Annotated in this window: 21 protein-coding genes; 14 read left to right on the forward strand and 7 right to left on the reverse strand. The window is 70.4% G+C overall.

Features of this window, described 5'->3' with window-relative positions; genetic code table 11:
* Positions 1–25: 25 nt before the first annotated feature.
* The 8 genes from BP68_RS11320 to BP68_RS11355 all read left to right on the forward strand — a co-directional run bounded on the left by BP68_RS11320 (position 26) and on the right by BP68_RS11355 (position 6935).
* Positions 26–472, forward strand: a complete 447-nt coding sequence (locus BP68_RS11320; protein ID WP_496371741.1) for a hypothetical protein — start codon at positions 26–28, stop codon at positions 470–472.
* A gap of 108 nt (positions 473–580) precedes the next feature.
* On the forward strand, positions 581–1729 hold the full coding sequence (locus BP68_RS11325; protein ID WP_496371743.1) for a hypothetical protein: 1149 nt from the start codon (positions 581–583) through the stop codon (positions 1727–1729).
* A gap of 8 nt (positions 1730–1737) precedes the next feature.
* Positions 1738–2553, forward strand: coding sequence for a sel1 repeat family protein (locus tag BP68_RS11330; protein WP_496371745.1), 816 nt, complete (start codon positions 1738–1740; stop codon positions 2551–2553).
* Positions 2554–2574: 21 nt separating this feature from the next.
* Complete coding sequence (locus tag BP68_RS11335) at positions 2575–3000, forward strand: hypothetical protein (protein ID WP_496371747.1); 426 nt, start codon at positions 2575–2577, stop codon at positions 2998–3000.
* Positions 3001–3029: 29 nt separating this feature from the next.
* Positions 3030–3635, forward strand: a complete 606-nt coding sequence (locus tag BP68_RS11340; RefSeq protein WP_496371749.1) for a hypothetical protein — start codon at positions 3030–3032, stop codon at positions 3633–3635.
* A 59-nt stretch (positions 3636–3694) separates the two neighbouring features.
* The gene (locus BP68_RS11345) at positions 3695–4333 is read left to right on the forward strand and encodes an OmpA family protein (RefSeq protein ID WP_496371751.1); all 639 of its coding nucleotides are present in this window, start codon (positions 3695–3697) and stop codon (positions 4331–4333) included.
* Positions 4334–4336: 3 nt separating this feature from the next.
* Entirely contained in the window at positions 4337–4576 is a 240-nt protein-coding gene (locus tag BP68_RS11350; RefSeq protein WP_496371753.1) for a zinc ribbon domain-containing protein, read from the forward strand.
* Between the two features lie 136 nt (positions 4577–4712).
* Complete coding sequence (locus BP68_RS11355; RefSeq protein WP_496371755.1) at positions 4713–6935, forward strand: PhoX family protein; 2223 nt, start codon at positions 4713–4715, stop codon at positions 6933–6935.
* 128 nt (positions 6936–7063) lie between these two features.
* On the opposite strand, the gene BP68_RS11360 is transcribed toward BP68_RS11355, so the two are convergent.
* From BP68_RS11360 to BP68_RS11380, 5 genes are all read right to left on the reverse strand, one after another.
* The gene (locus tag BP68_RS11360; RefSeq protein ID WP_496371757.1) at positions 7064–7891 is read right to left on the reverse strand and encodes a BPSS1780 family membrane protein; all 828 of its coding nucleotides are present in this window, start codon (positions 7889–7891) and stop codon (positions 7064–7066) included.
* 113 nt (positions 7892–8004) lie between these two features.
* Positions 8005–8955 carry a homoserine kinase gene (locus BP68_RS11365; RefSeq protein ID WP_496371759.1) on the reverse strand — a complete coding sequence of 317 codons (951 nt, stop codon included), beginning with the start codon at positions 8953–8955 and terminating at the stop codon, positions 8005–8007.
* A 100-nt stretch (positions 8956–9055) separates the two neighbouring features.
* Positions 9056–9421, reverse strand: a complete 366-nt coding sequence (locus BP68_RS11370; RefSeq protein ID WP_496371761.1) for a hypothetical protein — start codon at positions 9419–9421, stop codon at positions 9056–9058.
* Between the two features lie 17 nt (positions 9422–9438).
* Positions 9439–10653: a serine hydrolase domain-containing protein gene (locus BP68_RS11375; protein WP_496371763.1), complete on the reverse strand. Its 1215-nt coding sequence runs from the start codon at positions 10651–10653 to the stop codon at positions 9439–9441.
* Between the two features lie 62 nt (positions 10654–10715).
* Positions 10716–11135 (reverse strand): hypothetical protein, encoded by a 420-nt coding sequence (locus BP68_RS11380; protein ID WP_496371765.1) that lies wholly within the window; start codon positions 11133–11135, stop codon positions 10716–10718.
* 71 nt (positions 11136–11206) lie between these two features.
* On the opposite strand from BP68_RS11380, the gene polA reads away from it, so the two are divergent.
* The 3 genes from polA (at position 11207) to BP68_RS11395 (ending at position 15679) form a co-directional block, all read left to right on the forward strand.
* A complete protein-coding gene (polA, locus tag BP68_RS11385; RefSeq protein ID WP_496371767.1) occupies positions 11207–13978 on the forward strand; it encodes a DNA polymerase I in 2772 nt (923 codons plus the stop codon).
* A gap of 228 nt (positions 13979–14206) precedes the next feature.
* Positions 14207–15058 carry a ZIP family metal transporter gene (locus tag BP68_RS11390; RefSeq protein WP_496371769.1) on the forward strand — a complete coding sequence of 284 codons (852 nt, stop codon included), beginning with the start codon at positions 14207–14209 and terminating at the stop codon, positions 15056–15058.
* 6 nt (positions 15059–15064) lie between these two features.
* Positions 15065–15679 carry a GNAT family N-acetyltransferase gene (locus BP68_RS11395; RefSeq protein ID WP_496371771.1) on the forward strand — a complete coding sequence of 205 codons (615 nt, stop codon included), beginning with the start codon at positions 15065–15067 and terminating at the stop codon, positions 15677–15679.
* Between the two features lie 28 nt (positions 15680–15707).
* On the opposite strand, the gene BP68_RS11400 is transcribed toward BP68_RS11395, so the two are convergent.
* Together BP68_RS11400 and BP68_RS11405 are read right to left on the reverse strand one after the other, a co-directional pair.
* Positions 15708–16457, reverse strand: a complete 750-nt coding sequence (locus BP68_RS11400) for a LytR/AlgR family response regulator transcription factor (protein WP_496371773.1) — start codon at positions 16455–16457, stop codon at positions 15708–15710.
* A 5-nt stretch (positions 16458–16462) separates the two neighbouring features.
* Positions 16463–17530 (reverse strand): sensor histidine kinase, encoded by a 1068-nt coding sequence (locus BP68_RS11405; protein ID WP_496371775.1) that lies wholly within the window; start codon positions 17528–17530, stop codon positions 16463–16465.
* A gap of 49 nt (positions 17531–17579) precedes the next feature.
* Between BP68_RS11405 and argH the strand changes: the two genes are divergently transcribed.
* From argH to BP68_RS11420, 3 genes are all read left to right on the forward strand, one after another.
* Positions 17580–19040, forward strand: coding sequence for an argininosuccinate lyase (gene argH, locus BP68_RS11410; protein ID WP_496371777.1), 1461 nt, complete (start codon positions 17580–17582; stop codon positions 19038–19040).
* 132 nt (positions 19041–19172) lie between these two features.
* The gene (locus tag BP68_RS11415) at positions 19173–20147 is read left to right on the forward strand and encodes a Bug family tripartite tricarboxylate transporter substrate binding protein (protein WP_496371779.1); all 975 of its coding nucleotides are present in this window, start codon (positions 19173–19175) and stop codon (positions 20145–20147) included.
* A 165-nt stretch (positions 20148–20312) separates the two neighbouring features.
* Positions 20313–26270, forward strand: coding sequence for an alpha-2-macroglobulin family protein (locus tag BP68_RS11420; protein WP_496371781.1), 5958 nt, complete (start codon positions 20313–20315; stop codon positions 26268–26270).
* Positions 26271–26345 lie beyond the last annotated feature (75 nt).

A 26345-nucleotide genomic window follows, 5' to 3' on the forward strand; every position in this document is an offset into this window, starting at 1 on the left:
TTTTGTATCGAGCAAGGAGCGTTCTATGAACCAGAGCAAGACAACACACCGCACCGCGTCCCGCGCGCTGGCGGTTGGCGTGGTGCTGGCCGCCGCAGGCCTGACCGCGCAGGCCCAGATGGTGAACTACGGGGAGCAGCTGGGCTCCTACAAGGACATGGCGCAAAGCGGCGTTCGGCTCAACGACGGCGTGTACCCCTCGGTGAGCGCCAAGGCGCGCGTGGCCCGGGCCATCGCCCGCAACACGCTGGTGGACCAGAGCGCGCTGCTGCAGCCCGACGGCACGCTGCAGCTGCCGGACAACCAGCAGAACGTGGTCATCCGCACCAGTTACTCCGATGTGCATCGTGGCGCTGATGGCTCGCTGCGCATTGCCAGCCCGGTGATCCAGGGCAACGTGACCGGCAACGTCACGCTGTACGTGGAAGGGCGCGGCGTGGAAAACATCACCGTGCTGAATTCGCGCCGATGAGCGCCATGCGGCGGTGTGTCCGCCGTAGTGCGCCTGGCGGCGCAGTGGCCCGCAGGGGCCGGTCAATCGATGAAGAACATCACCATGAAAAAAAATAACTGTTTGCGAATGGGGGGAGCCGTGCTGGCGCTGGCGCTGCTGGCAGGCTGCGCCACGACGGAAAACGCGCTCAAGGACGCCAATGCCTTGATGGCGGAGCGCGAGGCCGACAAGCTGCTGCCCGTCACCAATCTCAGCCCCTATGCCCAGGCCTTGGGGCGCTTCGGGCGCATGCTCGACATCTACAAGGACGGCGACCCGGTCATCTACCTGCAGACGCGCAGCATTCTGGATGCAACCAATCTGTCGAGCCCGCTGGCCGGCGCCGAGATTCCGGGCGACATCACGGAAATGGTGCGCACGGCCGTCAACCGCATCGGTGTGCGTGTGGTGTATGTGCCCTACCACCCCGAATACCTGGTCGCCCAGGCCCAACTGGGCGCGAAGTTCGGCGTGACCATGCCGGACTTCCTGATCACGGGCGCACTCACCGAATTCGACCGCGCCATCGCCGGCGCGGGGCGCGTGAACTCGGTGGGCATCGAGTTCGGCGGCGGCAACGGCACGGTGACGCTGGGCGGCGACGTCAAGCGCACGGCCATTTACTCGGCCCTGGCACTGGACCTGAACCTCGTGAGCTTTTCCACCCAGCAGATGGTGCCGCAGATCCAGGCGTCCAACGTGGTCAAGGTGCTGAACTTCAGCTCCGAGGACAACGCCAGCCTGGGCTTCTATGGCGACGCCTTCGGCTTCAAGATGGAGGGCAAGTATCTGCAGGGGCGCCATTCGGCCATCCGCACGCTGGTGGATCTGAGCGTGCTGGAGCTGGTGGGCAAGGCCACGAACACGCCGTACTGGCGCTGCATTCCCGGCGGCACGCCCGACCCGGTGGTGATCGCCAACATGCGCTCCGCGTTCAACGGCCTGACGCCCGAGCTGAAGATCGGCCTCATCCAGGTCATGCTGCGCAAGTATGGCGAGCCCGTGGAGGTGTCCCAGAAATACGACGCACCCACGCGCGCCGCTCTAGAGAAGGTGTACGGCAGCCGCTTCGCGCATTTGGGCGAGGTGGACGTGATGACCTGGGAGGGATTCCAGCCCCTGTTCTTCAATGTGCCCATGGCCTGGGAGGAGGAGGCGCAGGTCGCCGCGACACCCGCCAAGGACACGCGGCAGCCGCAGGCCGTCCCGGCCGGCAATGACAGGACTGGTACATGAGGGCGGCCATGGCGAAGGCCTGGTGGGCCGGTGCGGTGTGCGCCTGCTGGGCGTTGACGGCCCCGGCGCAGGTGGCCGGCGGCGGGGCGGCGCAGCCGGCCGGCGCCTCCATGCCCGCCGGTGGCGCGGCGGTTGCGGCGCGGCAGGCGCCGGCGCCGGCAGCCAGTGCGGGCGCGCGGTTTCTGGAGGCCTGCAATCAGTCGCTGGAAAAAGGCGTGACCGATCTGGGGTGCCAGGGACCGCTGTACCGCAACGAGCTGGAGCGTCTCAAGAGCGAGGCGCTGACCACGCAGAACCCGCAGCTGCTGTCGCTGGTCGGCAATGCTTACGAGAGCCAGCGGGCGGGCTTTGCCGACGTGGGGCAGGCCTATCGCTGGTATCTGATGGCGGCCGTGCGGGGTGACCCCCGTGCCATGCAGCGCCTGTCGGAGATGAACCGCCGCGGCAGCGGCGTGCCGCAGGACAAGGTCAAGGCACTGGGCTATGCCCGCCTGGCACAGCGCCTGGGCGCGCCGGGCTCGGCTGCTGCGGCCCATGACGTTGCGCAGACCATCAACGAACTCGGCACGGAGATGGCCGCAGAGGAAATGGCCCTTGCGGAGCGCTTTGCGCTGGAGCTGGAGTCCATGGTGCGGCGCCAGTCCTCGGGCGAACCCGCGAGTGGTTCCGATGCCCTGCCGGCGCCTGCCTCCGGGCCGGCCCGCGCGGTGGAGGTGCCGCCGCTGCCCGGCAGGGGCCTGCCCGGGGTGCCGCAGCATGTGGCGCCGGGTGGCGCCGCCGTGCAGCCTGGAACAGGCCTGCCGGGCATGCCCGCGCCGCGCTAGACCAGAGAAGGGAAGACGGAGATGAGACGCAGCGTGCACGGCCGCCCCGCACCTTGGGCGGGCGGCCTGGCCATGTGGATGGCGATGGCGGCATGGGCCGGTGATGGCGTGGGGCCCCAGGGCGTGATCGGTCCGTCGGGGCCGGTGGGTGTGCCGGGAAAGCCTGCGGCGGCCGCGCGGCAGGCTGTGCCCACGGCGCCCGTGGCGGCGCCCGGAGCGGGCAACCATATCGAGGTAACGGGCAACCAGGCAGACGGCGTCGCATGCGGCGATGCGTCGGTGAACAGCGTGGACGTGCGCGGCGCGCGCCTGGAAGGCCGAACGGTCATCGTGCAAGGGCGCAATGCCAGGGGCGCGACGGCGCGCGACTGTGCCGGCGCGGGCTCGCCGGCGCGTGGCCCTGCGCCGGGCGCTGGTACAACGGTCAACAACATTCGCATCCGCTGATGGGATGCGGGGACAACCGAGGAGTGATCATGAACCCCCCATTTTTTTCCGCTGCTGCTGGCATGCGCCAGGCCGGGTGGCTGGCGCTGACGGCGGCCATGCTGTTGGTGGCAGGCTGCAAGGATCAGGCGCCGCCAGCGCCCGTGGTGTCCGCGCCGGCTGCGCCGCAGGCGGCGGCACCCGCCGCGGCCCCTGCGCCGGCGGCAGAGCCTGCGGCGGCCCCCGCGCCTGCCGTGGCCGCCCGCGTGGCCGAGCCCCGGAAGCTGCCGCTGGGCGTGCAAGGCGTGGCGCCGGCGGGCGTGACGGTGCGCGTCAAGAGCGTGGAGATCGGGGGCGACGCCACCGTGCTCGACGTGAGCATCTCGTTTGCCAATCGCATCACCGACACCACCATGCTGGCGCTGGCCGACACCTTCCTGGAGGACGAGGGCGGCGCGCGGCTGCACATCAAGCGTCCCGAGAACAACCGCGACATCACCATCCGCGAGGGGCAGACGCTGGACGGCCATCTGGTGTTCCTGGGCAGTGTGCCGGCCACGGCGCGCAAGCTGCGGCTGGTCTTCAACGAAGGCAACGACGGCGACAACATCGTGGCGCCGGGCCTGTCCATGGACCTGCCGCTGCAGGGGGGCTGATGCCGGTGGCGCGCATGGTTTGGGTGGGGGGGCTGATGGCGGCCGCCTTTGCATGCACCATGGCCGGTGCGCAAGGCATGGCCGTGGTGCGGGGAGAGCGCCCGCTGGCGCAGACGCCCACGCAGCTGCAGCCCGCGGCAGGGGCACCCGCGACGGCATTGCAGGACAAGAGCGTGTCGGGCGGGCTGGCTCCGCGTGCGGCGCAGACGCAGCTGCAGCAGCGCGCCGGCCCCGAAACCCTCCTGCGCGCGGCAGAGATACCGCCCCACCGCCTGGAGCAGACGAAGGCACTGCTGGTGGAGCTGAAGGCGCAGCCCACGCCGGAGCAGGCGATCTCCATCGACCTGCCGGCCGATGTGCTCTTCGATTTCGACAAGGCCGATCTGCGGCCGGATGCCGCCCCCTCGCTGGCAAAGGCGGCCGAGCTCATCAAGAGCTACCCCCAGGCGCCGCTGACCGTGGTGGGCCACACGGACGGGAAGGGGACGGACGCCTACAACGATGGGCTGTCCCTGCGCCGCGCGCAGGCCGTGGCCCAGGCGCTGCAGCAGCAGACGGCGCGACAGGCGGCGACACAGGGCATGGGCAAGCGCCAGCCCGTCGCGGCCAACAGCACGCCGGACGGGCGTGACGATCCGCAGGGGCGCCAGCTGAACCGGCGGGTGCAGATTCTCATCGGCGCGCTGGCGGGACGCTGAGGCATGGCTCTGATTCGCTGTCCCGAATGTGCGCGAGAGGTGTCGTCGCACGCGCCTGTGTGCCCGGGATGCGGCTACCCCCTGCAGGGCGGCGGCGCCACGCAGCCGGCATGGAAGTCCGCGCATGTGTGGGGCCGGCTGGCGCTGGCGCTGGGCGCGTGGCTGGTCACGCCGTGGATCGCGCGCCTCATCGTGGCACTGGCCGTTTGCGTGGTCGCCTACTTTCTGTTCACCGGGAAGTAGCCACCCTGGCGCGGCTCGTGGCCGCGGCGTCTGGCGGGGGGGGGTGTCTTTGAAATGTCATGAAGAGGTCATGCGCGCGTCACGGGGGCTTCCTACGCTCGCGGGGTTTGAATCAACCACCCCACTAAGGATCTCCATGAACGACCGCGTGAACGTGCCGCAGACGGCCGTCGACTTCAACGATGAAGACTCCAACACCACGAACAACCCCACCTTCGAATCGGTGCTGACCGCGCGCCTGTCGCGTCGCGGTTTGCTGCGCGGTGGCGTGGGCTCCATGGGGACGGCGCTGCTGGGTGGCCTGGCCGTGGCAGGTTGCGGTGGCAATGACGACGACGAAACGCCGACGACCCCCACGCCCAAGCTGCTGGGCTTTACCGCCGTGGCCAAGAGCCTGGCCGACTCGGTGAGCGTGCCTGCCGGCTACAAGGTCAGCGTGCTGTATGCGCTGGGCGATCCCGTGGTTCCCGGCACCTCGGCCTTCAAGAACGACGGTACCGATGCCGACTTCGACCGCCGCGGCGGCGACCACCATGACGGCATGGAGTGGTTCGGCCTGGGCGCCGACGGCAAGCGCAACGACAGCGCCATCGAGCGCGGTCTGCTGGCCATCAACCACGAGGCCACGACAGACGAAAAACTGTCCTCCTTCTTCATCCACGCCAATGGCGGCACGTCGACGCTGCCCCGTCCTGCCTCCGAGGTGGACAAGGAAGTGGCCCTGCACGGCATCGCCGTGATCGAAGTCGCCAAGACCGGCGGCAAGTGGGCCTATGCCCCCAATTCGGCCCTGAACTTCCGCCTGACGCCGCTGTCGCCCATGGAGATCTCCGGGCCCGCACGCGGCCACGCGCAGCTCAAGACGCTGTATTCGCCCAACGGCACGGCCACCCGCGGCACGCTGAACAACTGCGGCACGGGCAAGACCCCCTGGGGCACCTTCCTGACCGGCGAAGAGAACTGGGCCGGCTACTTCACGCGCGACGCCGCCGACGATGCCGCCCGCGGCAACGACAAGAGCGTGGCCTCGCTCAAGCGCTACGGCCGCAGCCAGGGCGCAGCCTCGCGCCACGGCTGGGAAACGGGTGGCGTGGACGACCAGTACCGCCGCTGGAACAACAGCAAGACCGGCACCACGGTCGATGGCGTGGACGATTACCGCAACGAGATGAACGGCATGGGCTACATCGTCGAGATCGACGCCTACGACAAGAGCCGCACCGCCAAGAAGCGCACGGCCCTGGGCCGCTTCGCGCACGAGAGCGCCGCCTTCGGCAAGGTTGAGGCGGGCAAGCCGCTGACGGTGTACATGGGCGATGACTCGCGCGGCGAATACATCTACAAGTTCGTGTCCACGGCCCTGTGGAGTGCCGCCGACGCCAACGCCGCCGACCGACTGGCCGTGGGCGACAAGTTCCTCGACAGCGGCAAGCTGTATGTGGCCAAGTTCAACAACGACGGCACTGGCGTCTGGGTGGAACTGAGCACCGCGAACGCCGCGATTGCCGGGTACGACAAGTACAAGTTCGAGGACGCCGGCGAAATCGCCATCCACACCCGCCTGGCCGCCGACGCCGTGGGCGCCACCAAGATGGACCGCCCCGAGTGGAATGCCGTGAATCCCGCCAACGGCGAGATCTACTTCACGCTGACCAACAACAGCAACCGCTCCATCGACCCCACGGGCAGCCAGTACCTGCCCGACCCCGCCAACCCGCGCGCCTACACCGACATGAAGGGCAGCTCGGCACAGCGCGGCAACCCCAACGGCCACCTGGTGCGCCTGAAGGAAGGCGCCAGCGTGACGGCCTTCGCATGGGACGTGTACCTCTTCGGTGCCGAAGCCGGCGCGGACAAGTCCCTGGTGAACATCTCCTCCCTCACCGCCGATCAGGACTTCTCCAGCCCCGACGGCCTGGTGTTCAGCAAGGCCACGGGCATCTGCTGGATCCAGACCGACGACGGCGCCTACACCGACGTGACCAACTGCATGATGCTGGCCGCCGTGCCGGGCAAGGTGGGCGATGGCGGCAAGAAGACGCTGAGCTACACCAAGGCCGACGGCAGCAAGCTCAACCTGGACACCTACGTGGGCAAGGCCGCCACGCCCGACACGCTCAAGCGCTTCCTGGTGGGCCCCAAGGGCTGCGAGATCACCGGCCTGGCCGAGACGCCCGATGGCAAGGCCATCTTCGTCAACATCCAGCACCCGGGCGAGAACACCAAGATGGCCGACGTGGCAGACCCCACGAAGTACCAGAGCCAGTGGCCCGCCAACGCCGGCTACGGCGCCGGCAAGCGTCCGCGCTCCGCGACCATCGTCATCACCAAGGATGACGGCGGCGTGATCGGTACCTGAGCCTGGCTGGCGGCGGGCAGCCCCCGCCTCGGTCCATGAAAGAAAAAAGCCCCGCGGCGCATGCCGCAGGGCTTTTTTTTTCGGGGCGGTCCGAGGGGTGCCCTGCCTTCACTCCCCGGTGCAGATGCTCAGGCGTCGGTGCCTGCGGAATCCGAGGGCGGCGGACTGAGCTGCGGCGGCTCGGGCGCCTCGAAGCTGTCGCGGAAGGTGAACACGACCGACGAGAAGAACATGGCGGCCAGCATCATCGCCGTGGCCACCATGATGCCGCCGACCAGGCCGGCCCCCAGGCCGGCCGCGGCCAGCAGGGTGACCACCAGGCTGATGGCGATGCCGGCGCCCAGGAAGACGCCCATCCAGGACAGGCCGTACACGGTGAAGGCGCCGAAGTTGCGCATGCAGGCCACGATGCTGAAGAACAGCGCCTTCACGGGCGGCACGTTGTGCCAGTGCACCAGGCCCGGCGCGTGCCAGAACAGCAGCGACAGCGGCACGTACAGCAGCAGCGACAGCCACATGGCGGCCTGGAAGTCGCCGGCCTCGGCCATCTCGCGCGTGAGCGGCTGGCCGCCGAGGTAGACCTGCGCGAACTGGCCGTCATCGATGAGCGCCGACAGCCCCATTACCCCCAGAAAGCCCACGGCATAGAGCGTGCCCAGGGTCAGCATGGCGTGCAGCCGCTGCTTGCCCGCGCGAAAGGCCACCAGCAGCAGGGCCGGCGTGGGCGTGCGGCCCTGGCTGGCCTCGGCGGCTGCCACCATCATGGCCAGCGTGGCCGAGGGCAGCAGGGCCAGCGCCACGGCGGGGCCGATCAGGGGCAGCATGGTGGCCAGCGATATGGCCGCCATGGTCATGAAGAACAGCGCGGCCAGGGCCATGGGCTGGCGCCAGAACACGCGGATGCCCAGGCGTACCCATTCCAGGCCCGTGCGTGCGGGGACGATGTGCAGTTTCATGAGTCGGAATCAAAGATGTGCGCGGCGGCGCGGTTGCCGGGCGCACGGCGAATGTACTCCAGCGGGCACCGGGCCCGCGCGCCTGGGGCCTTGGCCGCCCGCGCCGGGCGGTGTCAGGGATGGATGGCGTGGGCCACGCGCTGGCGCAGCACGCGCTCGAAATGCGTGGGGTCGTGGGGCGTAAGCAGGGCGGCCTCGCGTGGCAGGTGGAAGTCCCACAGGCGCGAGACCCAGAAGCGCAGCGCGCCCGCGCGCAGCATGGCCGGCAGCAGCGTGCGCTCGTCCGCGGTGAGCGGGCGCACGCTCTGGTAGGCGTTCAGCATGGCCTGAGCGCGCAGCGGTGCGTGCGCGCCGGTCGGCAGGTCGATGCACCAGTCGTTCAGGCACACGGCCAGGTCGAACAGGAAGGTGTCCACGCCCGCGAAGTAGAAGTCGAAGAACCCCGTGAGCTCCTCGCCGTCGAACATCACGTTGTCGCGGAACAGGTCGGCGTGGACGGGGCCGCGCGGCAGCGCCGCGTAGCCGGACGACGCGGCCACATGGTTCTGGTAGGCCAGCTCGGACTGCAGCAGGGCGGCCTCTTCGGCGCCGATGTGCGGCAGCACCACGGGCACCGTCTCGTTCCACCAGGGCAGGCCGCGCAGGTTGGGCTGCTGGCGCTCGTAGCTGCGCCCCGCCAGGTGCATGCGCGCCAGCATGGCGCCCACGGCCGCGCAGTGCGCCTCCTGCGGGGCCAGCTGGCTCTTGCCGCGCAGCTTGGTGGCCAGGGCGGCGGGCTTGCCGGCCACCTGGTGCAGGATCTCGCCGTACTTGTCGGCCTGCGGGTCGGGCACGGGGATGCCGGCGTGCGCCAGGTGCTTCATCAGGTGCAGGTAGAACGGCAGCTGCTCCGCCGTGAGGCGCTCGAACAGCGTGAGCACGTACTCGCCCTGTTCGCAGGTGAGGAAGTAGTTGGTGTTCTCTATGCCGCCCTCGATGCCGCGCAGCGCGACCAGCTTGCCCAGTTGCAGGCGGCGCAGCAGCTCGCGCGCCTCTTTGTTGGAGACTTCGGTGAAAACGGCCATCGGTCAGCGGAAAAACGTGCGGCGAAGGGTGGGGTGGACGGATGCGCCGCGGGCGCATCGCGCAGAGGGGGGTAGGGCGCCGGCCGGCGCACCGGGGGGCTCAGAACTTGCGCAGGTTCCACACGCGCGGCGCGGTGACGGTGTCGGACTCGTTGAAGTTGCCGGGCCGTGCGCGCGCGCCGTCGTTGGACTGCACTTCGTACGAGGGCAGGGGCGTGCCGGTCTTGGGCTGCACCGTGATGCTCTGCGTCTGCCCGCCCACGCGCAACTCATCCACGCGGCTGCCGGCGTCCTCGACCACGATGCGCTCCACGCGCTGGTTGCGGCGGCCGTCGGCATTTTGCTCTTGTTTCAATAGCTTCTCACGCCCATCGGTACTGGGCTGAGTGGCATTTTGGCTCGTATTTTGAGCCCAGGCGGGGGCGCTGGCCAGGGCCAGCAGCAGCAGGGAATGAACGGCGCGCATGGGCGCGATTGTAGGCTTCAGCGCCGGGCGGCGGCTTCGTCGTCCACGGCCTGCTGTACGGCGCGGTAGAACGCCTCGCGCGCCGGGCCGGCCACGGGGTCGCGGGCGCCGCCGGCCCAGTTGGCGCTGGAGACGATGACCAGCTGGCGCGCCGGGTCGATGAACAGGCCCTGGCCGAAGATGCCGCGCGCGGTGAAGCTGCCGTCGTCGTAGGTCCACCACTGGTAGCCGTAGCCGCGCCCCGGCTGGCCGATGCCGGTGCGCGCGGTGGTGGCATCCGCCAGCCAGCCGCCGGGCACGATGCTGCGGCCCCGGACCTGCGCGCCCTCCAGGATGAACTGCCCGAAGCGCGCGAAGTCCCGCGGCGAGGCCTGGATGCAGCAGCCGCTGATCTCGCGCCCGGTCTTGCTGAGCAGCCAGGTGGCCTGCCGCTCCATGCCGGCGGGTTGCCAGATCTTCTCTTGCAGGTACTGGGCCAGGGGCTTGCCGGTGGCCTGGGCGAGCAGCACGCCCACCAGATTGGTCTCGCCCGTGCTGTAGTTCCAGCGCGTGCCCGCGGGCGCCGCGCGCGGCAGCTGGCGCAGGTAGCTCACCAGGGCGTCCACGCCGGGCTCGGGCCGGTGGTTGTTGAACCGGGCCACGTCGGACTGCGGGTCGGCGTAGTCTTCGTTCCAGCGCACGCCGGAGGTCATGGTCAGCAGCTGGCGGATGCTGACCGCGTCGTAGGCCGAGCCCTTCATGTCGGGGAGGTAGTCGCTCACCTTGTCGTCCAGGCTGCGGATGTGGCCGTCCTGCAGCGCCGCGCCCACCAGCGTGGAGGTGAGGGACTTGGCCACCGAAAAGCTGGTCCAGCGCCCGCCGTCCTCGAAGCCCAGGCCGTAGCGTTCCAGTCGCAGCCGCCCGCCCTGCAGCACCAGCAGGGCGGCGCTGCGCTGGCCGGCCATGTAGGCGTCGATGTCCAGTGCCAGCGCCAGCGGCGGGCCGGGCGGCAGCGGCCGGGGGCTGGCCCCGGGCTGCACGACATGCCAGCGCACCAGAAAGGGCAGCCGGTCCATGGCGCGGAAGGCCGCGTCGCGCTGCGGCTGGCTCCAGAACAGCAGGTCGCGGTTGGTGGGCAGGGTCTGCAGCAGGCCGCGGGTTTCCGCATCCAGGCGGTACCAGCCGGCCGTGGCGGCCAGGGCCAGCGCGGCCAGCGCGCCCAGGGCGATCTTCTTGGCTGGTTTCACAGGCATCGCGCGATTGGACCGCCCGCCCGCGCGGCATGCCATGGGGCATGCCCGGGGGCCGTGTCGCGTCAGGGACGCGCGGGGCAGGTGCCTGCCGCGCAGGCCACGGTGCGCTGCGCGATGAAGCTGCGGAAGTTCTTGCCCATCTGGCCCATGTCGGCGCACACGTCGCCGCGCGCGTCGAACGCGAAGCCCTGCGTGGCACCGGCATTGAGCAGCTCCACCCGCGTGAGCCCATAGGCGGCGAACTGTTGCGGGTGGCGCCACTGCTGCGCGCAGATGTTGTGGAAGACGAAGGTGGAATACACCAGCTCGGTGACCTCGGGCTTGTCCATCTGCGCCCGCAGCACGCCGCCATCGAGCTGCGCCGTCTTGATCGCGCTGCCGTGCAGCGCCTTTTGCAGCGTGGGCGGCACGTTCCGGAACTCGGTGTCCGCAACCGCCAGCGTGGAGGCGGCGCACAGGAGCAAGGCAACGACGTGTTTCATGGGGACATTTTTCCAGGAAAGAGGGCCGATTGTGCCGCTTTGCGGCGGGCGCTTGTGTGCACAATCCCCCCATGAGCGACTCCAAAACACTGGTGCTGGTGGATGGTTCCAGCTATCTCTACCGCGCCTTCCATGCCATGCCCGACCTGCGCGCCGTGCCGGGCGATCCCCAGAGCGCGGCCACGGGCGCGATACGCGGCATGATCAACATGCTGCAGGCGCTCAAGAAAGAGGTGCACGCCGACTACGCGGCCTGCGTGTTCGACGCCAGCGGCCCCACCTTCCGCGACGCGCTGTACCCCGACTACAAGGCCCACCGCGCCCCCATGCCCGACGACCTGCGTGCGCAGATCGAGCCCATCCACGAGGTGGTGCGCCTGCTGGGCTGGCCGGTGCTGTGCATCGGCGGCGTGGAGGCCGACGATGTGATCGGCACGCTGGCCACGGTGGCGGCGGGCCAGGGCATACGGGTGGTCATCTCCAGCGGCGACAAGGACCTGAGCCAGCTGGTGAACGAGCACATCACCATCATCGACACCATGAACGGCAAGAAGCGCGACGTGGCCGGCGTGACGGCCGAGTTCGGCGTGCCGCCCGCGCTCATGGTGGACTACCAGACCCTGGTGGGCGACACCGTGGACAACGTGCCGGGCGTTCCCAAGGTGGGCCCGAAGACGGCCGCCAAGTGGCTGACGGAATACGGCTCGCTCGACAACCTGATCGCCCATGCCGGCGCCATCAAGGGCGTGGCCGGCGAGAACCTGCGCGGCGCGCTGGACTGGCTGCCCACGGGCCGTACGCTGGTCACCATCAAGACCGACTGCGACCTGAGCGAGCATGTGGCGGGCCTGCCTGCTATTGATTCAATAGCTTTTGGCGCAGAGCAGACGGGCGCTCTGCGCGATTTTTATCAAAAGTACGGCTTCAAGGGCCTGGCCCGCGCGCTGGAAGTGGCGCCGCAGCCGGGCGCCGCGGCCGGCAGCGGCGACCTGTTTGACATGCCCGACGCCAGCATCGTCGCCACGCAGGCGCAGCACCGCGACGTGGCCTACGACACCATCCTCACCTGGGAGCAGCTCGACGGCTGGCTGGCCCGGCTGCGCGCCGCGCCGCTGGTGGCGCTCGATACCGAGACCACCTCGCTGGACGAGCTGCGCGCCGAAATCGTCGGCATCTCCTTCAGCGTGGAGCCCGGCGCGGCCGCCTACATTCCGCTGGCGCACGACGGCCCCGACGCGCCGCCGCAGCTGCCGCTGGCCGAGGTGCTGGAGCGCCTGCGCCCCTGGCTGGCAGACGCCGCGCACCCGAAGCTGGGACAGCATGTCAAGTACGACCGCCATGTGTTCGCCAACCATGGCATCGAGGTGCGCGGCTACGCGCACGACACCATGCTGCAAAGCTACGTGCTCGAAGTGCACAAGCCCCACGGCCTGACCAGCCTGGCCGAGCGCCACGCGGGCCGCACCGGCATCAGCTACGAAGACCTGTGCGGCAAGGGCGCCAAGCAGATTCCCTTCTCGCAGGTGCCGGTGGACAAGGCCGCGGCCTATTCGTGCGAGGACTCCGACCAGACGCTGGACGTACACCGCGTGCTGTGGCCGCAGCTGGAGGCCGACGACAAGCTGCGCGGCATCTATGCACTGGAGATGGCCTGCAGCGAGACGCTGTTTCGCATCGAGCGCAACGGCGTGCTCATCGACGCCCAGCAGCTGGCCAGCCAGAGCCATGCGCTGGGCCAGCGCATCCTGCAGCTGGAGCAGGAGGCCTACGAGATCGCGGGCCAGCCGTTCAACCTCGGCAGCCCGAAGCAGTTGGGCGAGATCTTCTTCGACAAGCTGGGAATGCCCGTGGTCAAGAAGACCGCCACCGGCGCGCGCAGCACCGACGAGGAGGTGCTGGAGAAGCTGGCCGAGGACTACCCCCTGCCCGCCAAGCTGCTGGAACACCGCAGCCTGTCCAAGCTCAAGGGCACCTACACCGACAAGCTCAGCGCACTGGCCGACCCGCGCACCGGCCGCGTGCACACGCACTACGCCCAGGCCGTGGCGGTGACGGGGCGGCTGTCGAGCAACGACCCGAACCTGCAGAACATCCCCATCCGCACGCCCGAGGGCCGGCGCGTGCGCGAGGCCTTCGTGGCTCCGCCGGGCCGCGTGATCGCCAGCAGCGACTACAGCCAGATCGAGCTGCGCATCATGGCCCACATCAGCGGCGACGCGGCGCTCTTGCGCGCCTTCCGCGAGGGCCTGGACGTGCACCGCGCCACGGCGGCCGAGGTGTTCGGCGTGGCGCTGGACCAGGTGAGCAGCGAGCAGCGCCGCTACGCCAAGGTCATCAACTTCGGCCTGATCTACGGCATGAGCAGCTTCGGCCTGGCGAAGAACCTCGGCATCGAGACCAAGGCGGCTGCTGCTTACATTGACCGCTACTTCCAGCGCTACCCCGGCGTGAAGCAGTACATGGAAGAGACCAAGGCCCAGGCCAAGGCCCGCGGCTACGTGGAGACCGTGTTCGGCCGGCGCCTGTACCTGCCCGAGATCAACTCCCCCAACGGCCCGCGCCGCGCCGCGGCCGAACGCGCCGCCATCAACGCGCCCATGCAGGGCACGGCGGCCGACCTCATCAAGAAGGCCATGGTGGCGGTGCAGGCGGTGCTGGATGCCGACAAGCCCGAGGTACTCATGATCATGCAGGTGCACGACGAACTGGTGTTCGAGCTGCCCGAGGGCGAGGTGGACTGGCTGCGCCGCGAGATCCCGCACCTGATGGCGGGCGTGGCCGAGCTCCAGGTGCCGCTGCTGGCCGAGGTGGGCGTGGGGCCCAACTGGGACAAGGCGCACTGACCGCGGCAAGGGCGGGGCGGTGCGGGCCATCGCCCGATGGCGCAAAAAAAGATGCGCGCCTCCTCTTGACATGGTTGCTAAGATCAAAAGAGCCCTCCGCAAAGAGGACTGCGCCGCCCCCGCAGCAGAGACTGTCAAGCCCTTCGGGGCTTTTTTTGATGGTGCGAAGGCGGATCTATTTTCAAGAGAAATTGGCCATTAGGCCAGTACAGATAAGCGCGAGTAGCTATGACATTGGTAGCAATCATTCTGGCCACCCTGGCCGCAGGCATCGGCAGTGTGTGGGTCGCGGCGGCGCTGCTGCGCGTGGGCATGGGGCGCCACCGGCATGTGGGGCCGCAGCACCTGCTGAGCCTGGCCGCCGGCGCGCTGCTGGCCACGGCCTTCATGCACCTGCTGCCCGAGGCCTTTGAGAGCCAGGCCAGCGCGCACGACCTCTTCGCCACGCTGCTGCTGGGGCTGGTGTTCTTCTTCCTGCTGGACAAGGCCGAGCTGTGGCACCACGGCCATGAGCACCGCCCGGCCGAGCGGCAGATCCACGGTCATGCGCACCACGATCACGGCCATGACCACGACCATGACCATGACCACCCCGGTCACGGCCATCACCACGGCCACGGACACCATGGGCATGGCGGCTGGTCGCTGCTCACCGGCGACAGCGTGCACTGCTTTGGCGACGGGGTGCTCATCGCCTCGGCCTTCGTCGCCGACATGCGCCTGGGCATGGTGGCGGCGCTGTCGGTGCTGGCGCACGAGGTGCCGCACCACATCGGCGACCTGGTGGTGCTGCGCCACAGCAGCCGGCACCGCAACGCGGCCCTGCTCAAGGTCTCGCTGGCCGGGGCCGTGACCGCGCTGGGAGGCGTGGTGGGCTACTACCTGGTGGGGCTGTGGGACGGTGCGCTGCCGTACTTCCTGGCGGTCGCCTCCAGCAGCTTCGTCTATGTGGCGCTGGCGGACCTGATCCCCCAGCTGCAAAAGCGCCTGCCGGCGGCGCAGACGCTGGCGCAGATCGCCTGGCTGCTGGCCGGCATCGCGGTGGTGACCTTCGTGAGCGGGCTGGCGCACGCGCATTGATACGCCATGAAGGCCCACCCCGCGCCCACCCCCCCTGAGCCGCCCGTGCCGGCGGCCTGCCATGCGCTGGCGCAGTCGCTGGCGGACGATCCCTTCTACCGGGCCATCACCGCCGCGTCCGCGCATGCAGCGGCGCGGCTGGCCCTGCTGTCGCGGTACTTCGCCCTGGCCATCGCCGAGGCGCAGGCCTGCGGCGAGGTGCAGTACGCCGGCGCGCAGGGCTGTGCGATATGGATCACGGACGAGGCCGGCCCCGCGCAGACCGCCCAGCACCGGGACCGGCGGCATGCCGCCCTGCGCGAACTGCTGGGGCCCGGCGGGTACGACAGCTATTGCCGGATCAGCGCCGCCATGTCCGCCCAGGTGCCCGCGCATCTGCAGGAGGCCTGGTACCTGTCCATCCTGGGCGTGCAGCCGGCCGTGCGGGGCCGGGGGCTGGCGGCCGGCCTGCTCGGCCTGACCTTGGAGCGGGCGGATGCGCGCCGCGTGGCGTGCTACCTGGAAACCTTCAACCCCTTGAGCCTGCCCTTTTACCGGCGTGCCGGCTTCGTGCAGGAATACCCGCTGCACGAGCCCATCACCGACCGGCCCTACTGGCTGCTGGCCCGGCCCGCCCGGTAGCCTGCCTGGGGTTGCCCGCTGCAGCGCCTCAACCGGCCGCCAGGGCCTCGCGCACCGCGGCCACCTGGCGGCGGGAGACGGGCAGGGGCTCGGTCAGCCCGTGCAGGCGCACGGCCCAGCCTTCGCCCTCCTCGGCGTCGTAGTAGCGCTCCAGCGCCTGCATGGCGCGGCGGGCCACCAGCGTGCTGCGGTGCACGCGCAGGAAATGCGCGGCGTGGCGCGCTTCCAGCTCCGACAGGGAGCCATCCATCACGAAGCTGCGCGTGACGGTGCGCATCGTCAGGTACTTCTGCTCGGCGCGCAGGTAGAGCACGTCGTCCAGCGGCACGCGCTCGGTGCGCCCGCGGTCCTGGATCAGCAGGGCCTCGCTGGCGGGCGGCGGCAGGGGCGAGCGCGCCGCGGCGGGCTGGCCGCAGGTGCGCCGGACCTTGGCCAGCGCCTGCTGCAGGCGCTGCAGGCGCACGGGCTTGGTGAGGTAGTCCACGGCGTCGAGCTCGAAGGCGCTCAGCGCATGCTCCGCATGGGCGGTGACGAACACGATGGCCGGCGGGTGCGGCAGGCGCTGCATGTGGTGCGCCAGCGCCAGGCCGTCCTGGCCGGGCATGTGGATGTCAAGCAGCGCCAGGTCCACGGCGCGGCCGGCGCTGGCGCTCAGCTGGGCCATGGCGTCGGCGGCGTGGGCCGCCTCGGACACGGTGTGGCGGCCATCGCAGTCGCCCAGCAGCGTGCGCAGGCGGCTGCGGGCCAGGGCTTCGTCGTCCACGATGAGAATGTGCATGGTCGTCAGTGTGCGGGTAGGGAGATGCGGACCCGGTACAGGCCATTGTGCACGCCGGCGCTGAAGTCGCAGTCCACGTCGTGCAGCAGGCGCAGGCGGTCGCGCACGTTGGCCTGGGCGATGCCGTGGCCGCGCGTGCGCTCGCCGGCGCCCTGGCCGTCGGAGGGCAGGGTGTTGGTGATGGTCAGCACCACGCGGCTGCCGCGCCTGTCGGTGCTGATGCGCAGCTTGGCCAGTCCGCGCGTGGTGGGCTCCACGCCGTGCTTGACGGCGTTTTCCACCAGGGGTTGCAGTAGCAGCGGCGGCAGGCGCGCGGTGCCCGCGCGCGGGTCCAGCAGCCATTGCACGCGCATGCGCTCGCCGAAGCGCACCTGCTCGATGTCCAGGTAGCGGCGCGCCAGCAGCACCTCCTCCTCCAGCGTGGCCGACTCGCCCTGTTCCACCAGCGCATGGCGGAACAGGTCGCTCAGGTCTTCCAGCAGGGCCTCGGCCTTGGCGGGCTCGTCGCGCACCAGGGCGATGGCGCTGTTGAGCGTGTTGAACAGGAAGTGCGGGCGGATGCGCGCCTGCAGCTCGGTCAGCCGCGCCGTGGTGGCGGCTGGCATGCGCGCGCGCGCGCGCAGCACCAGCGCGGCCACCAGCAGCGCCGACAGCAGCGCCCCGCTGGCGGCGCTGGCCAGCCAGGGCGGGCCGTCCGCAGCGGGGCCGGCCAGGGCCAGCATGGCGCAGGCATACAGCCCGGCCAGCGCGCCCAGCAGCACGCCGGCCGCGTACTGCAGCGGCTCGCGCAGGCGCTGCAGAGCCTTCTTCAGGCTGCAGGCCGTGATCAGCCAGGCCAGCGTGGCGGGCAGGGCGCCGCCCGTGAGCAGGGCCAGGCGCGCCAGCCAATCGGCCAGCGTGGTGGCGCCGAACATGGCACCCACGCCCACCACGGCCTCCACGAAGAGCACGGCGCGCAAAATCACGCCCACCTGGCAGGCGTCGAACACCAGCGCGCGGCCCAACACCGCACCGCGCTGCGCGGGTTCGTTCAGGGGCGGGGGGCGGGTCGATAAAATTTGCGTCTCTTGCATCGCGGCATCCGGACGTTCCGGGTGCCGGAACCATCGGATTATTGCCCCCATGTCCACCACACCCGCATCGCAACCTTCCCACGACCAGCTCGCCACCAAGGCCCAGGCCTGGTCGGCGCTGTTTTCCGAGCCCATGAGCGATCTGGTCAAGCGCTACACGTCGAGCGTGTTCTTCGACAAGCGCCTGTGGCAGGCCGACATCGCCGGCAGCCTGGCCCACGCCGAGATGCTGGCCGCGCAGGGCATCATCAGCGCGCAGGACCATGCCGACATCCAGAAAGGCATGGCCCAGATCACCGCCGAGATCAAGTCCGGCGCCTTCGAGTGGAAGCTGGACCTGGAGGACGTGCACCTGAACATCGAGGCGCGCCTGACCCAGCTGGTGGGCGACGCCGGCAAGCGCCTGCACACCGGCCGCAGCCGCAACGACCAGGTGGCCACCGACGTGCGCCTGTGGCTGCGCGGCGAGATCGACCTGATCGAAGGGCTGCTCAAGGAGCTGCAGCAGTCGCTGGTCGAGGTGGCCGAGCACAACGTGGAGGTGATTCTGCCCGGCTTCACCCACCTGCAGGTGGCCCAGCCGGTGAGCTTTGCGCACCACCTGCTGGCCTATGTGGAGATGTTCGCGCGCGACGCCGAGCGCATGCGCGACACGCGCAAGCGCGTGAACGTGCTGCCGCTGGGCAGCGCCGCGCTGGCCGGCACCACCTACCCGCTGGACCGCGAGCGCGTGGCCAAGACGCTGGCCATGGACGGCGTGTGCCAAAACAGCCTGGACGGCGTCAGCGACCGCGACTTCGCCATCGAATTCACCTCGGCCGCCAGCCTGTGCATGGTGCACGTGAGCCGCCTGAGCGAGGAACTCATCATCTGGATGAGCCAGAACTTCGGCTTCATCAAGATCGCCGACCGCTTCACCACCGGCTCGTCGATCATGCCGCAGAAGAAGAACCCCGACGTGCCGGAACTCGCGCGCGGCAAGACCGGCCGCGTGGTCGGCCACCTGATGGGCCTGATCACCCTGATGAAGGGCCAGCCCCTGGCCTACAACAAGGACAACCAGGAGGACAAGGAGCCGCTGTTCGACACCGTGGACACGCTCAAGGACACGCTGCGCATCTTCGCCGAGATGATCGGCGGCCAGGTCAACCCGGCCACCGGCGCGAAGGAGGGCGGCATCACCGTCAACGCCGAGGCCATGCGCGCGGCGGCCCTCAAGGGCTACGCCACGGCCACCGACCTGGCGGACTACCTGGTCAAGAAGGGCCTGCCCTTCCGCGACGCGCACGAGACCGTGGCCCACGCCGTGAAGGCCGCCGTGTCGCACAACGTGGACCTGTCGGACCTGCCGCTGGCCGTGCTGCAGGGCTTCCACCCTGCCATCGAGAAGGACGTGTTCGACGCCCTGAGCCTGGAGGGCTCGCTCAACGCCCGCAACACGCTGGGCGGCACGGCGCCCGTGCAGGTGCGCGCGCAGCTGGCGCGCCACCGCGCACGGCTGGCGGCCTGAACGGCTGCTTCCAATAGCGTAGCGGCTTGCGCTTTGCTGGTAAGGGTTTCAGGTGCTTTAGATGCCTGAATCCTTGATTGGCAAGCGCTGGCTGCTATTGAATTTGTATCCCCGCTCCACCGGAGACCTGCCATGACCCTTTCCCGCCGCCAATGGCTGGCCAGCTCCCTGGCCGCCGGCGCCCTGTCGTCGCTGCCCGCCTGGGCCGACGGCGCCCGGACCCTGCGGGTGCTGGTGGGCTTTCCGCCGGGGGGCGGCTCGGACGCGATCGCGCGGCTGCTGGCCGACAAGCTCAAGGACCGGCTGGGCGTGGCCGTGGTGGTGGACAACCGCCCCGGCGCGGGCGGGCAGATCGCGGCGCAGGTGCTCAAGAGCGCGCCGACCGACGGCAGCATGGTGTTCCTCACGCACGACCACACCATCTCCATCCTGCCGCAGGTGGTGAAGAACCCGGGCTTCGACCCGGCGCGCGACTTCGTGGCCGTGGGCGGCTTCGCCACCTTCGTCAATGCGCTGGCCGTGCCGGCCGGCACGCCGGCGGCCAGCTTCGGCGAGTTCGTGCGGTGGGTGCGGCGGAGCAAGGCGGGCAAGAGCGCCGTGGGCATTCCGGCGCCGGCCTCCACGCCGGAGTTTCTGGTCAAGCTGCTGGGCGAGCGCTTTCGCATCGACCTGGTGGCCGTGCCCTACCGCGGCAGCGCGCCCATGATCGGCGACATGCTGGGCCAGCAGATTCCGGCCGGCGTGGGCTCGGTGCAGGACTTCATCGAACACCACCGCGCCGGCAAGCTGCGCGTGCTGGCCGTGCTGGGCGCCCGGCGCCAGGCCGCGCTGCCCGACGTGCCCACGTTCGCCGAGTTGGGCCTGTCGGGCTTCGAGGACACGCCGTACTACGGCTTCTATGCGCCCGCGGGCACGCCGCAGCCCTTCATCCAGCGCTTTTCCGAGGCGCTGGCCCAGGTCGTCGCCCTGCCCGAGGTGCGCGAGCCGCTCACCGCCATGGGCCTCACCGTGGACGCCATGGCGCCCGCGCAACTGGCCGCGCGCGAGCGGGCCTACACGGCCACCTGGGCGCGCATCATCCAGGCCAGCGGCTTCCATCCGCAGTAGCGCGGCGGGCCGCCGCCGGCCACCAGCGCGCCCGCTGTGGCGCGTGCCCGTGACAACGGGCGGCCGCGCAGGGTAGCGCCCGTCATGGCGGTTGGGCTACGCTGTGGCCATGGGCCGGGTGCCTGCGGCATTCCCGCGCCGGATTCGCATTTCTGAGCATTTCCCATGACAACAACACATCGCTTTCGCGGGGCGCTCGCCGCCCTGGCATTTCTGGCCGCAGGGGCGGCGCAGGCCCTGTCCGTGACCAGCCTGTCGCCGCAGGGGGAGGTGGCGCGCGTGCGCCAGGTGGTGGCCCAGTTCGACGCGGCGGCCGTGCGGTTTGGCGACCCCAAGGCGCCCGCGCCGTTCACCGTGGCCTGCAGCGACGCCGATGCCGCCAAGGGCACGGGGCGCTGGACGGGCGAGCGCGAGTGGGTCTATGACTTCGCCCAGGACCTGCCGCCCGGCGTGCGTTGCACGGTCCGCGTGAAATCAGACTTCAAATCGGGCTCTGGCGCACAACTGACGGGCGCAAGCAGCTATCAATTTCATACCGGCGGCCCGTTCGTGCAGAACATCCGGCCCGGCACCTGGCAGGAGATCGACGAAGAACAGTTCTTCGTGCTGCAGTTCAACGGCGCCGCGACCACCGCCAGCGTGCAGGAACACATGTGGTGCGCGGCCGAGGGCGTGGGCGAGCGCGTGCCCGTGCGCCTGATCGACGGAGCGCAGCGCACCGAGCTGCTGCGCTCCCTGCGCCTGGACAAGGCCGCGGCCAAGGAGCCGCTGCGCTACGCCACGCTGACCTGCGGGCGCCGGCTCACCGCCGGCACCCAGATGCAGCTGGTGTTCGGCAAGGGCGTGGCCACGCCCAGCGGCGTGGCCAATGCGGTGGAAAAGCGCCATGCCTACAAGGTGCGCGAGGCCTTCGCGGCCGAGTTCGGCTGCGAGCGCGAGAACGCCCAGTCCGCCTGCCTGCCGATCCGCCCCATGCGCCTGAACTTCAACGCGCCGGTGCCGCGCAAGCTGGCGCAGGGCATACGCCTGAAGGGCGGCGGGCAGACGCTGAGCCCGCAGGTCGAGGGCGCGGACGAGGCCGACGCGCTGGTGGGCGGCGTGTCGTTCCCCGGGCCGTTCCCGGCGCAGGCCCAGTTCACGCTGGAGCTGCCCGCGGGCTTCAAGGACGCTGCCGGGCGCGGCCTGCGCAACGCGGAGGTCTTTCCGCTGCAGGTGGCCACCGGCGCCATGCCGCCGCTGGCCAAGTTCGCCGCCGCGCCCTTCGGCGTGGTGGAGCGCTTCGCCGAGGGGCCGGACGGCCCGGCGCTGCTGCCCGTCACGCTGCGCAACGTGGAGGCGCAACTGGCCGTGCAGGGCCTGCAGCCCGGCGCCGATGCCAAGAGCGGTGGCAAGGTCAGCACGCTGCAGCCCACGAGCGACGCGGACATCATTGCCTGGTTCCGCAAGGTGGAGCGCTACGACAACTATTCCATTGCCCGCAGCCAGGCGCGCCGCGACGTGAAGGGGCCGCTGCCGAAGGCGCTGGAGCCGGATGGCGACCATGTGCAGACGCGCATGCTGTCCCTGCTGGCCGGGCAGGGCGGCGTGAAGACGCTGGACCTGCCCAAGCCTGCAAGCAACGACCCGCGCCCCTTCGAGGTGGTGGGCATTCCGCTGCCCGCGGGCTTCTCGGTGGTGGAGATCGCCTCGCCCCTGCTGGGCCAGTCGCTGCTGGACGCGCGCCACGGCGCGCAGCGCACCATGTACGTGCGCACCAGCGCCCTGGTCACCAACCTGGGCGTGCATTTCAAGCTGGGGCGCGAGAACGCCGTGGCCTGGGTGACCACGCTGGACAAGGGCCAGCCCGTGGCCGGGGCGCAGGTGCGCGTGTCGTCCTGCGACGGCCGGGAGCTGGCCAGCGCCGTCACCGGCGCCGATGGCGTGGCCGCGCTCGAAGGGCTGTCGCCCGAGCCGCCCAGCTGCAGCGGCGAGGGCGAGTGGCGCAACGCCTACTTTGTGAGCGCGCGCGCCCAGGGCGAGCTGGCCTTCGCCTGGAGCGACTGGCAGCGCGGCATCGAGCCCTGGCGCTTCAACGTGCCCACCAGCAGCGAACCGCGGCCCGATGAGGTGGCGCACACCATCTTCGACCGCACGCTGCTGCGCGCGGGCGAGACCGTGTCCATGAAGCATGTGCTGCGCGGCCAGAGCAGCCGCGGCTTTGCGCTGCCCGGCGCGCGCCCCGGCGAGCTGGTCATCACCCATGTGGGCAGCGGCCAGCAGTTCACCCAGCCGCTGGCGTGGCGCAAGACGGCCACGGGCGGCCTGTCGGCGGCCAGCACGTTCGCCGTGCCGCCGGCCGCCAAGCTGGGCATGTACCAGGTGGAGCTGCGCGGCGCGGGCGGCGAGCGCTCGTTCGAGTCCGGCAGCTTCCGGGTGGAGGAGTTCCGCCTGCCCGTGTTCGAGGGGCGCGTGGGCCCGGCGGACAAGAAGCCGCTGGTGCGCGCGCGCAGCGTGCCCGCCGACGTGCAGGTCAACTACGTCGCGGGCGGGGGCGCGGCGCAGCTGCCGGTGCGCGTGTCGGCCATGGTGCGCGGCAAGTACCTGCAGTTCGGCGACTTCGACGCCTTCAGCTTCCAGCCGCCGCGCAAGCGCGACGCACCGGGCGGCGCCAGCGACGAGGAAGAGCCCGCCGCCAGCAGCGACACCCGCGTGATCGCCGACAAGCTGCCGCTGACACTGGACAGGAACGGCGCGGGCCGGCTCGCCATCGACAACCTGCCCCAGTCGCGCCAGGCGCAGGAAATGGTGCTGGAGGCCACCTACGCCGACCCCAACGGCGAGGTGCAGACCCTGCGCAGCGCGCACACGCTGTGGCCGGCCGCCGTGGTGGCGGGCGTGAAGACCGAGGGCTGGGCCTCCAGCAGCAGCCGCGTGCGCTTCCAGGCGCTGGCGCTGTCGCTCGACGGCAAGCCCCAGGCCGACGTGCCGCTGGCCGTGCAGGCCATTGCGCGCATCACCACCACCAGCCGCAAGCGCATGGTGGGCGGCTTCTACAGCTACGACAACAAGACCGAGACCAAGGACCTGGGCACCGTGTGTACCGGCAAGAGCGACAGCCGCGGCCTGCTGCTGTGCGACGCCAGGCTGGACGAGCCCGGCGAGGTGGAGCTGGTCGTCACCGCCCGCGACAAGGACGGCAACGAGGCGCAGGCCGCGTCGTCCGTCTGGATCACGCGCCAGGGCGAACTGTGGTTTGGCGGCGAAGACCATGACCGCATCGACGTACTGCCCGAAAAGAAGAGCTACCAGGCCGGCGAGACCGCGCGCCTGCAGGTGCGCATGCCGTTTCGCCACGCCACCGCGCTGGTCAGCGTGGAGCGCGAGGGCGTGATCGACACGCGCGTGGTGCAGCTCAATGGCCAGGACCCGACGGTGCAGCTCAAGATCGAGGAGGGCTGGGGCCCCAACGTCTACGTGAGCGTGCTGGCCCTGCGCGGACGCCTGCGCGAGGTGCCGTGGTACAGCTTCTTCACCTGGGGCTTCAAGGCGCCGCGCGAGTGGTGGAGCGCCTTCTGGTACGAGGGCCGGGAATACGTGGCGCCCACGGCCATGGTCGATCTGTCCAAGCCCGCCTACCGCCTGGGCCTGGCCGAGCTGCGCGTGGGCCACCAGGCGCACCAGATCGCCGTGCAGGTGAAGGCCGACCGGGAGAGCTACCCCGTGCGCGGCAAGGCGCAGGTCACGATTCAAGCGCGGCTGCCCGACGGCAAGCCCGCCGCCGGGGCCGAGGTGGCGCTGGCTGCCGTGGACCAGGCGCTGCTGGAGCTGATGCCCAACCAGAGCTGGGACCTGCTGGGCGCCATGCTGCAGCGCCGCGCCTGGGGCGTGCAGACCTCCACCGCGCAGATGGAGATCATTGGCCGGCGCCACTACGGCAAGAAGGCCGTGCCCGCGGGCGGCGGCGGCGGCCGCGCGCAGACGCGCGAGCTGCTGGACACGCTGCTGCTGTGGCAGCCCGCCATCCAGCTGGACGCGAACGGCCAGGCCCAGGTGACGGTGCCGCTCAACGATGCGCTGACCACGTTCCAGATCGTCGCCGTGGCCGATGCGGGCGTGGGCCTGTTCGGCACCGGCCAGACCGCTATCCGCGCCACGCAGGACCTGCAGATCATCAGCGGCCTGCCGCCGCTGGTGCGTGAGGACGACCAGTTCCGCGCCCAGCTCACGCTGCGCAACACCACGCAGAAGGCCATGAAGGTGGAGGTGGCGCCGCGCGCCACGCTGCTCGCGCTGGACAAGCAGACCGTGGACCTGCCCGCGGGCGAGGCGCGCGAGGTGTCGTGGAACGTCACCGCGCCCGCGCAGCTGGCGCAGACACGCGCGCAGGCGCTGATGTGGGAGATCGAGGCGCGCGACCTTTTGGGCGGCGCCCAGGGCGCGCGCGATGCGCTCAAGGTCACGCAGCGGCTGATTGCGGCCGTTCCGCTCACCGTGCAGCAGGCCACGCTGGTGCAGGTCGATGGCGGCCTCAGCCTGGACGTGGCGCCGCCTGCCGACGCCATCGCCGGCCGCGGCGGCCTCAAGCTGGCGTTGCAGCCCCGGCTGGCCGAGGGCCTGCCCGGCGTGCGCGACTGGTGGTCCAACTACCCCTTCAGCTGCCTGGAGCAAAAGACCAGCAAGGCCGTGGGCCTGCGCGACGGCAAGCTGTGGCAGACCGTGGTGGCGCAGCTGCCTACCTACCTTGATGGGGATGGCCTGGCCCACTACTTCCCGCCGCGCGACGGCAGCGCCCACCGGGGCAGCGACACGCTCACGGCCTATCTGCTGGCCGCCACGCACGAGGCCGCCAGCCTGCACCCCGAGTTCGCGCTGCCGCCCGAGCTGCGCGAGCCCATGGAGCGGGGCCTGGCCGCCTTCGTCGAGGGCCGCATCCAGCGCGACTTCTGGAGCCCGCGCAAGGATCTGGACATGCGCAAGCTCGCCGCCATCGAGGCGCTGTCGCGCTACGGCAAGGCCCAGCCGCGCATGCTCGCCAGCATCACCGTGGCGCCCAACCAGTGGCCCACGCATGCGGTGATCGACTGGATCAACATCCTCAAGCGCATGGAGGGCGTGCCCGAGCGCCGCCAGCGCCTGCAGGAGGCACTGCAGATCCTGAAGGCACGCCTGAGCTACCAGGGCACCAAGCTGCTGTTCTCCACCGAGAAGGACGACTACTGGTGGTGGCTCATGCACAACGGCGACGTGAACACCGCCCGCCTGCTGCTGGCGGTGATGGACGAGCCCGAGTGGCAGGCCGACATGGGCCGCCTGGCCAGCGGCTTCATCGGCCGCCAGCAGGGCGGTGCCTGGCACACCACCACGGCCAACCTGTGGGGCGGCCTGGCGCTGGAGAAGTTCAGCGCGCGGTTCGAGGCCACGCCGGTGTCGGGCACCACCCGCGCGGCCATGGGCGGCCACAGCGCCAGCGTGGACTGGGCCAAGGTGGAGCGCATCACAACCGCCGATGCCACCGGCGCGGCGCACCAGACCACCTGGTTCGGCGCGCCCGCCGCGCCCGGCATGCTGAGGAACAACGGCATGTTCCTGCCCTGGTCCGCCGGTGGCGGCAAGGACGGCCTGTCCGTCACGCACCAGGGGCCGGGCAAGCCCTGGCTCACGCTGCAATCGGTGGCCGCCGTGCAGCTCAAGGAACCGTTCAGCGCCGGCTACGGCATCAAGAAGACCGTCACCCCCGTCGAGCAGGCGAACAAGGGCCTGCCCGCCGGCCAGTACACGCGCGGCGACGTGCTGCGCGTGACGCTGGAGGTGACCAGCACCGCCGACATGACCTGGGTGGCCATCACCGACCCGGTGCCGGCCGGCGGCACCATCCTGGGCGGCGGCCTGGGGCGCGACTCCGAGATCGCCACCCAGGGCGAAAGGCGCGAGGGCCGGGGCTGGCCCGCGTTCGAGGAGCGCAGCTTCGAGTCCTTCCGCAGCTACTACGAGTACCTGCCCAAGGGCACGGTCAAGATGGAGTACACGGTGCGCCTGAACAATGCCGGCGACTTCGCGTTGCCGCCCAGCCGCGTGGAGGCGCTGTACGCCCCCGAGATGTTCGGCGAGGCGCCCAATGCCCGGGTGAAGGTGGTCCAGCCCTGAGCGGGGCCGCCGCGCCTTCGCGCGGCATGCCATATGCGGCCTTCATAATCGACCGCATGGCGCGCGGGCGGCCCC

The organism is Diaphorobacter oryzae DSM 22780 (assembly GCF_059568935.1).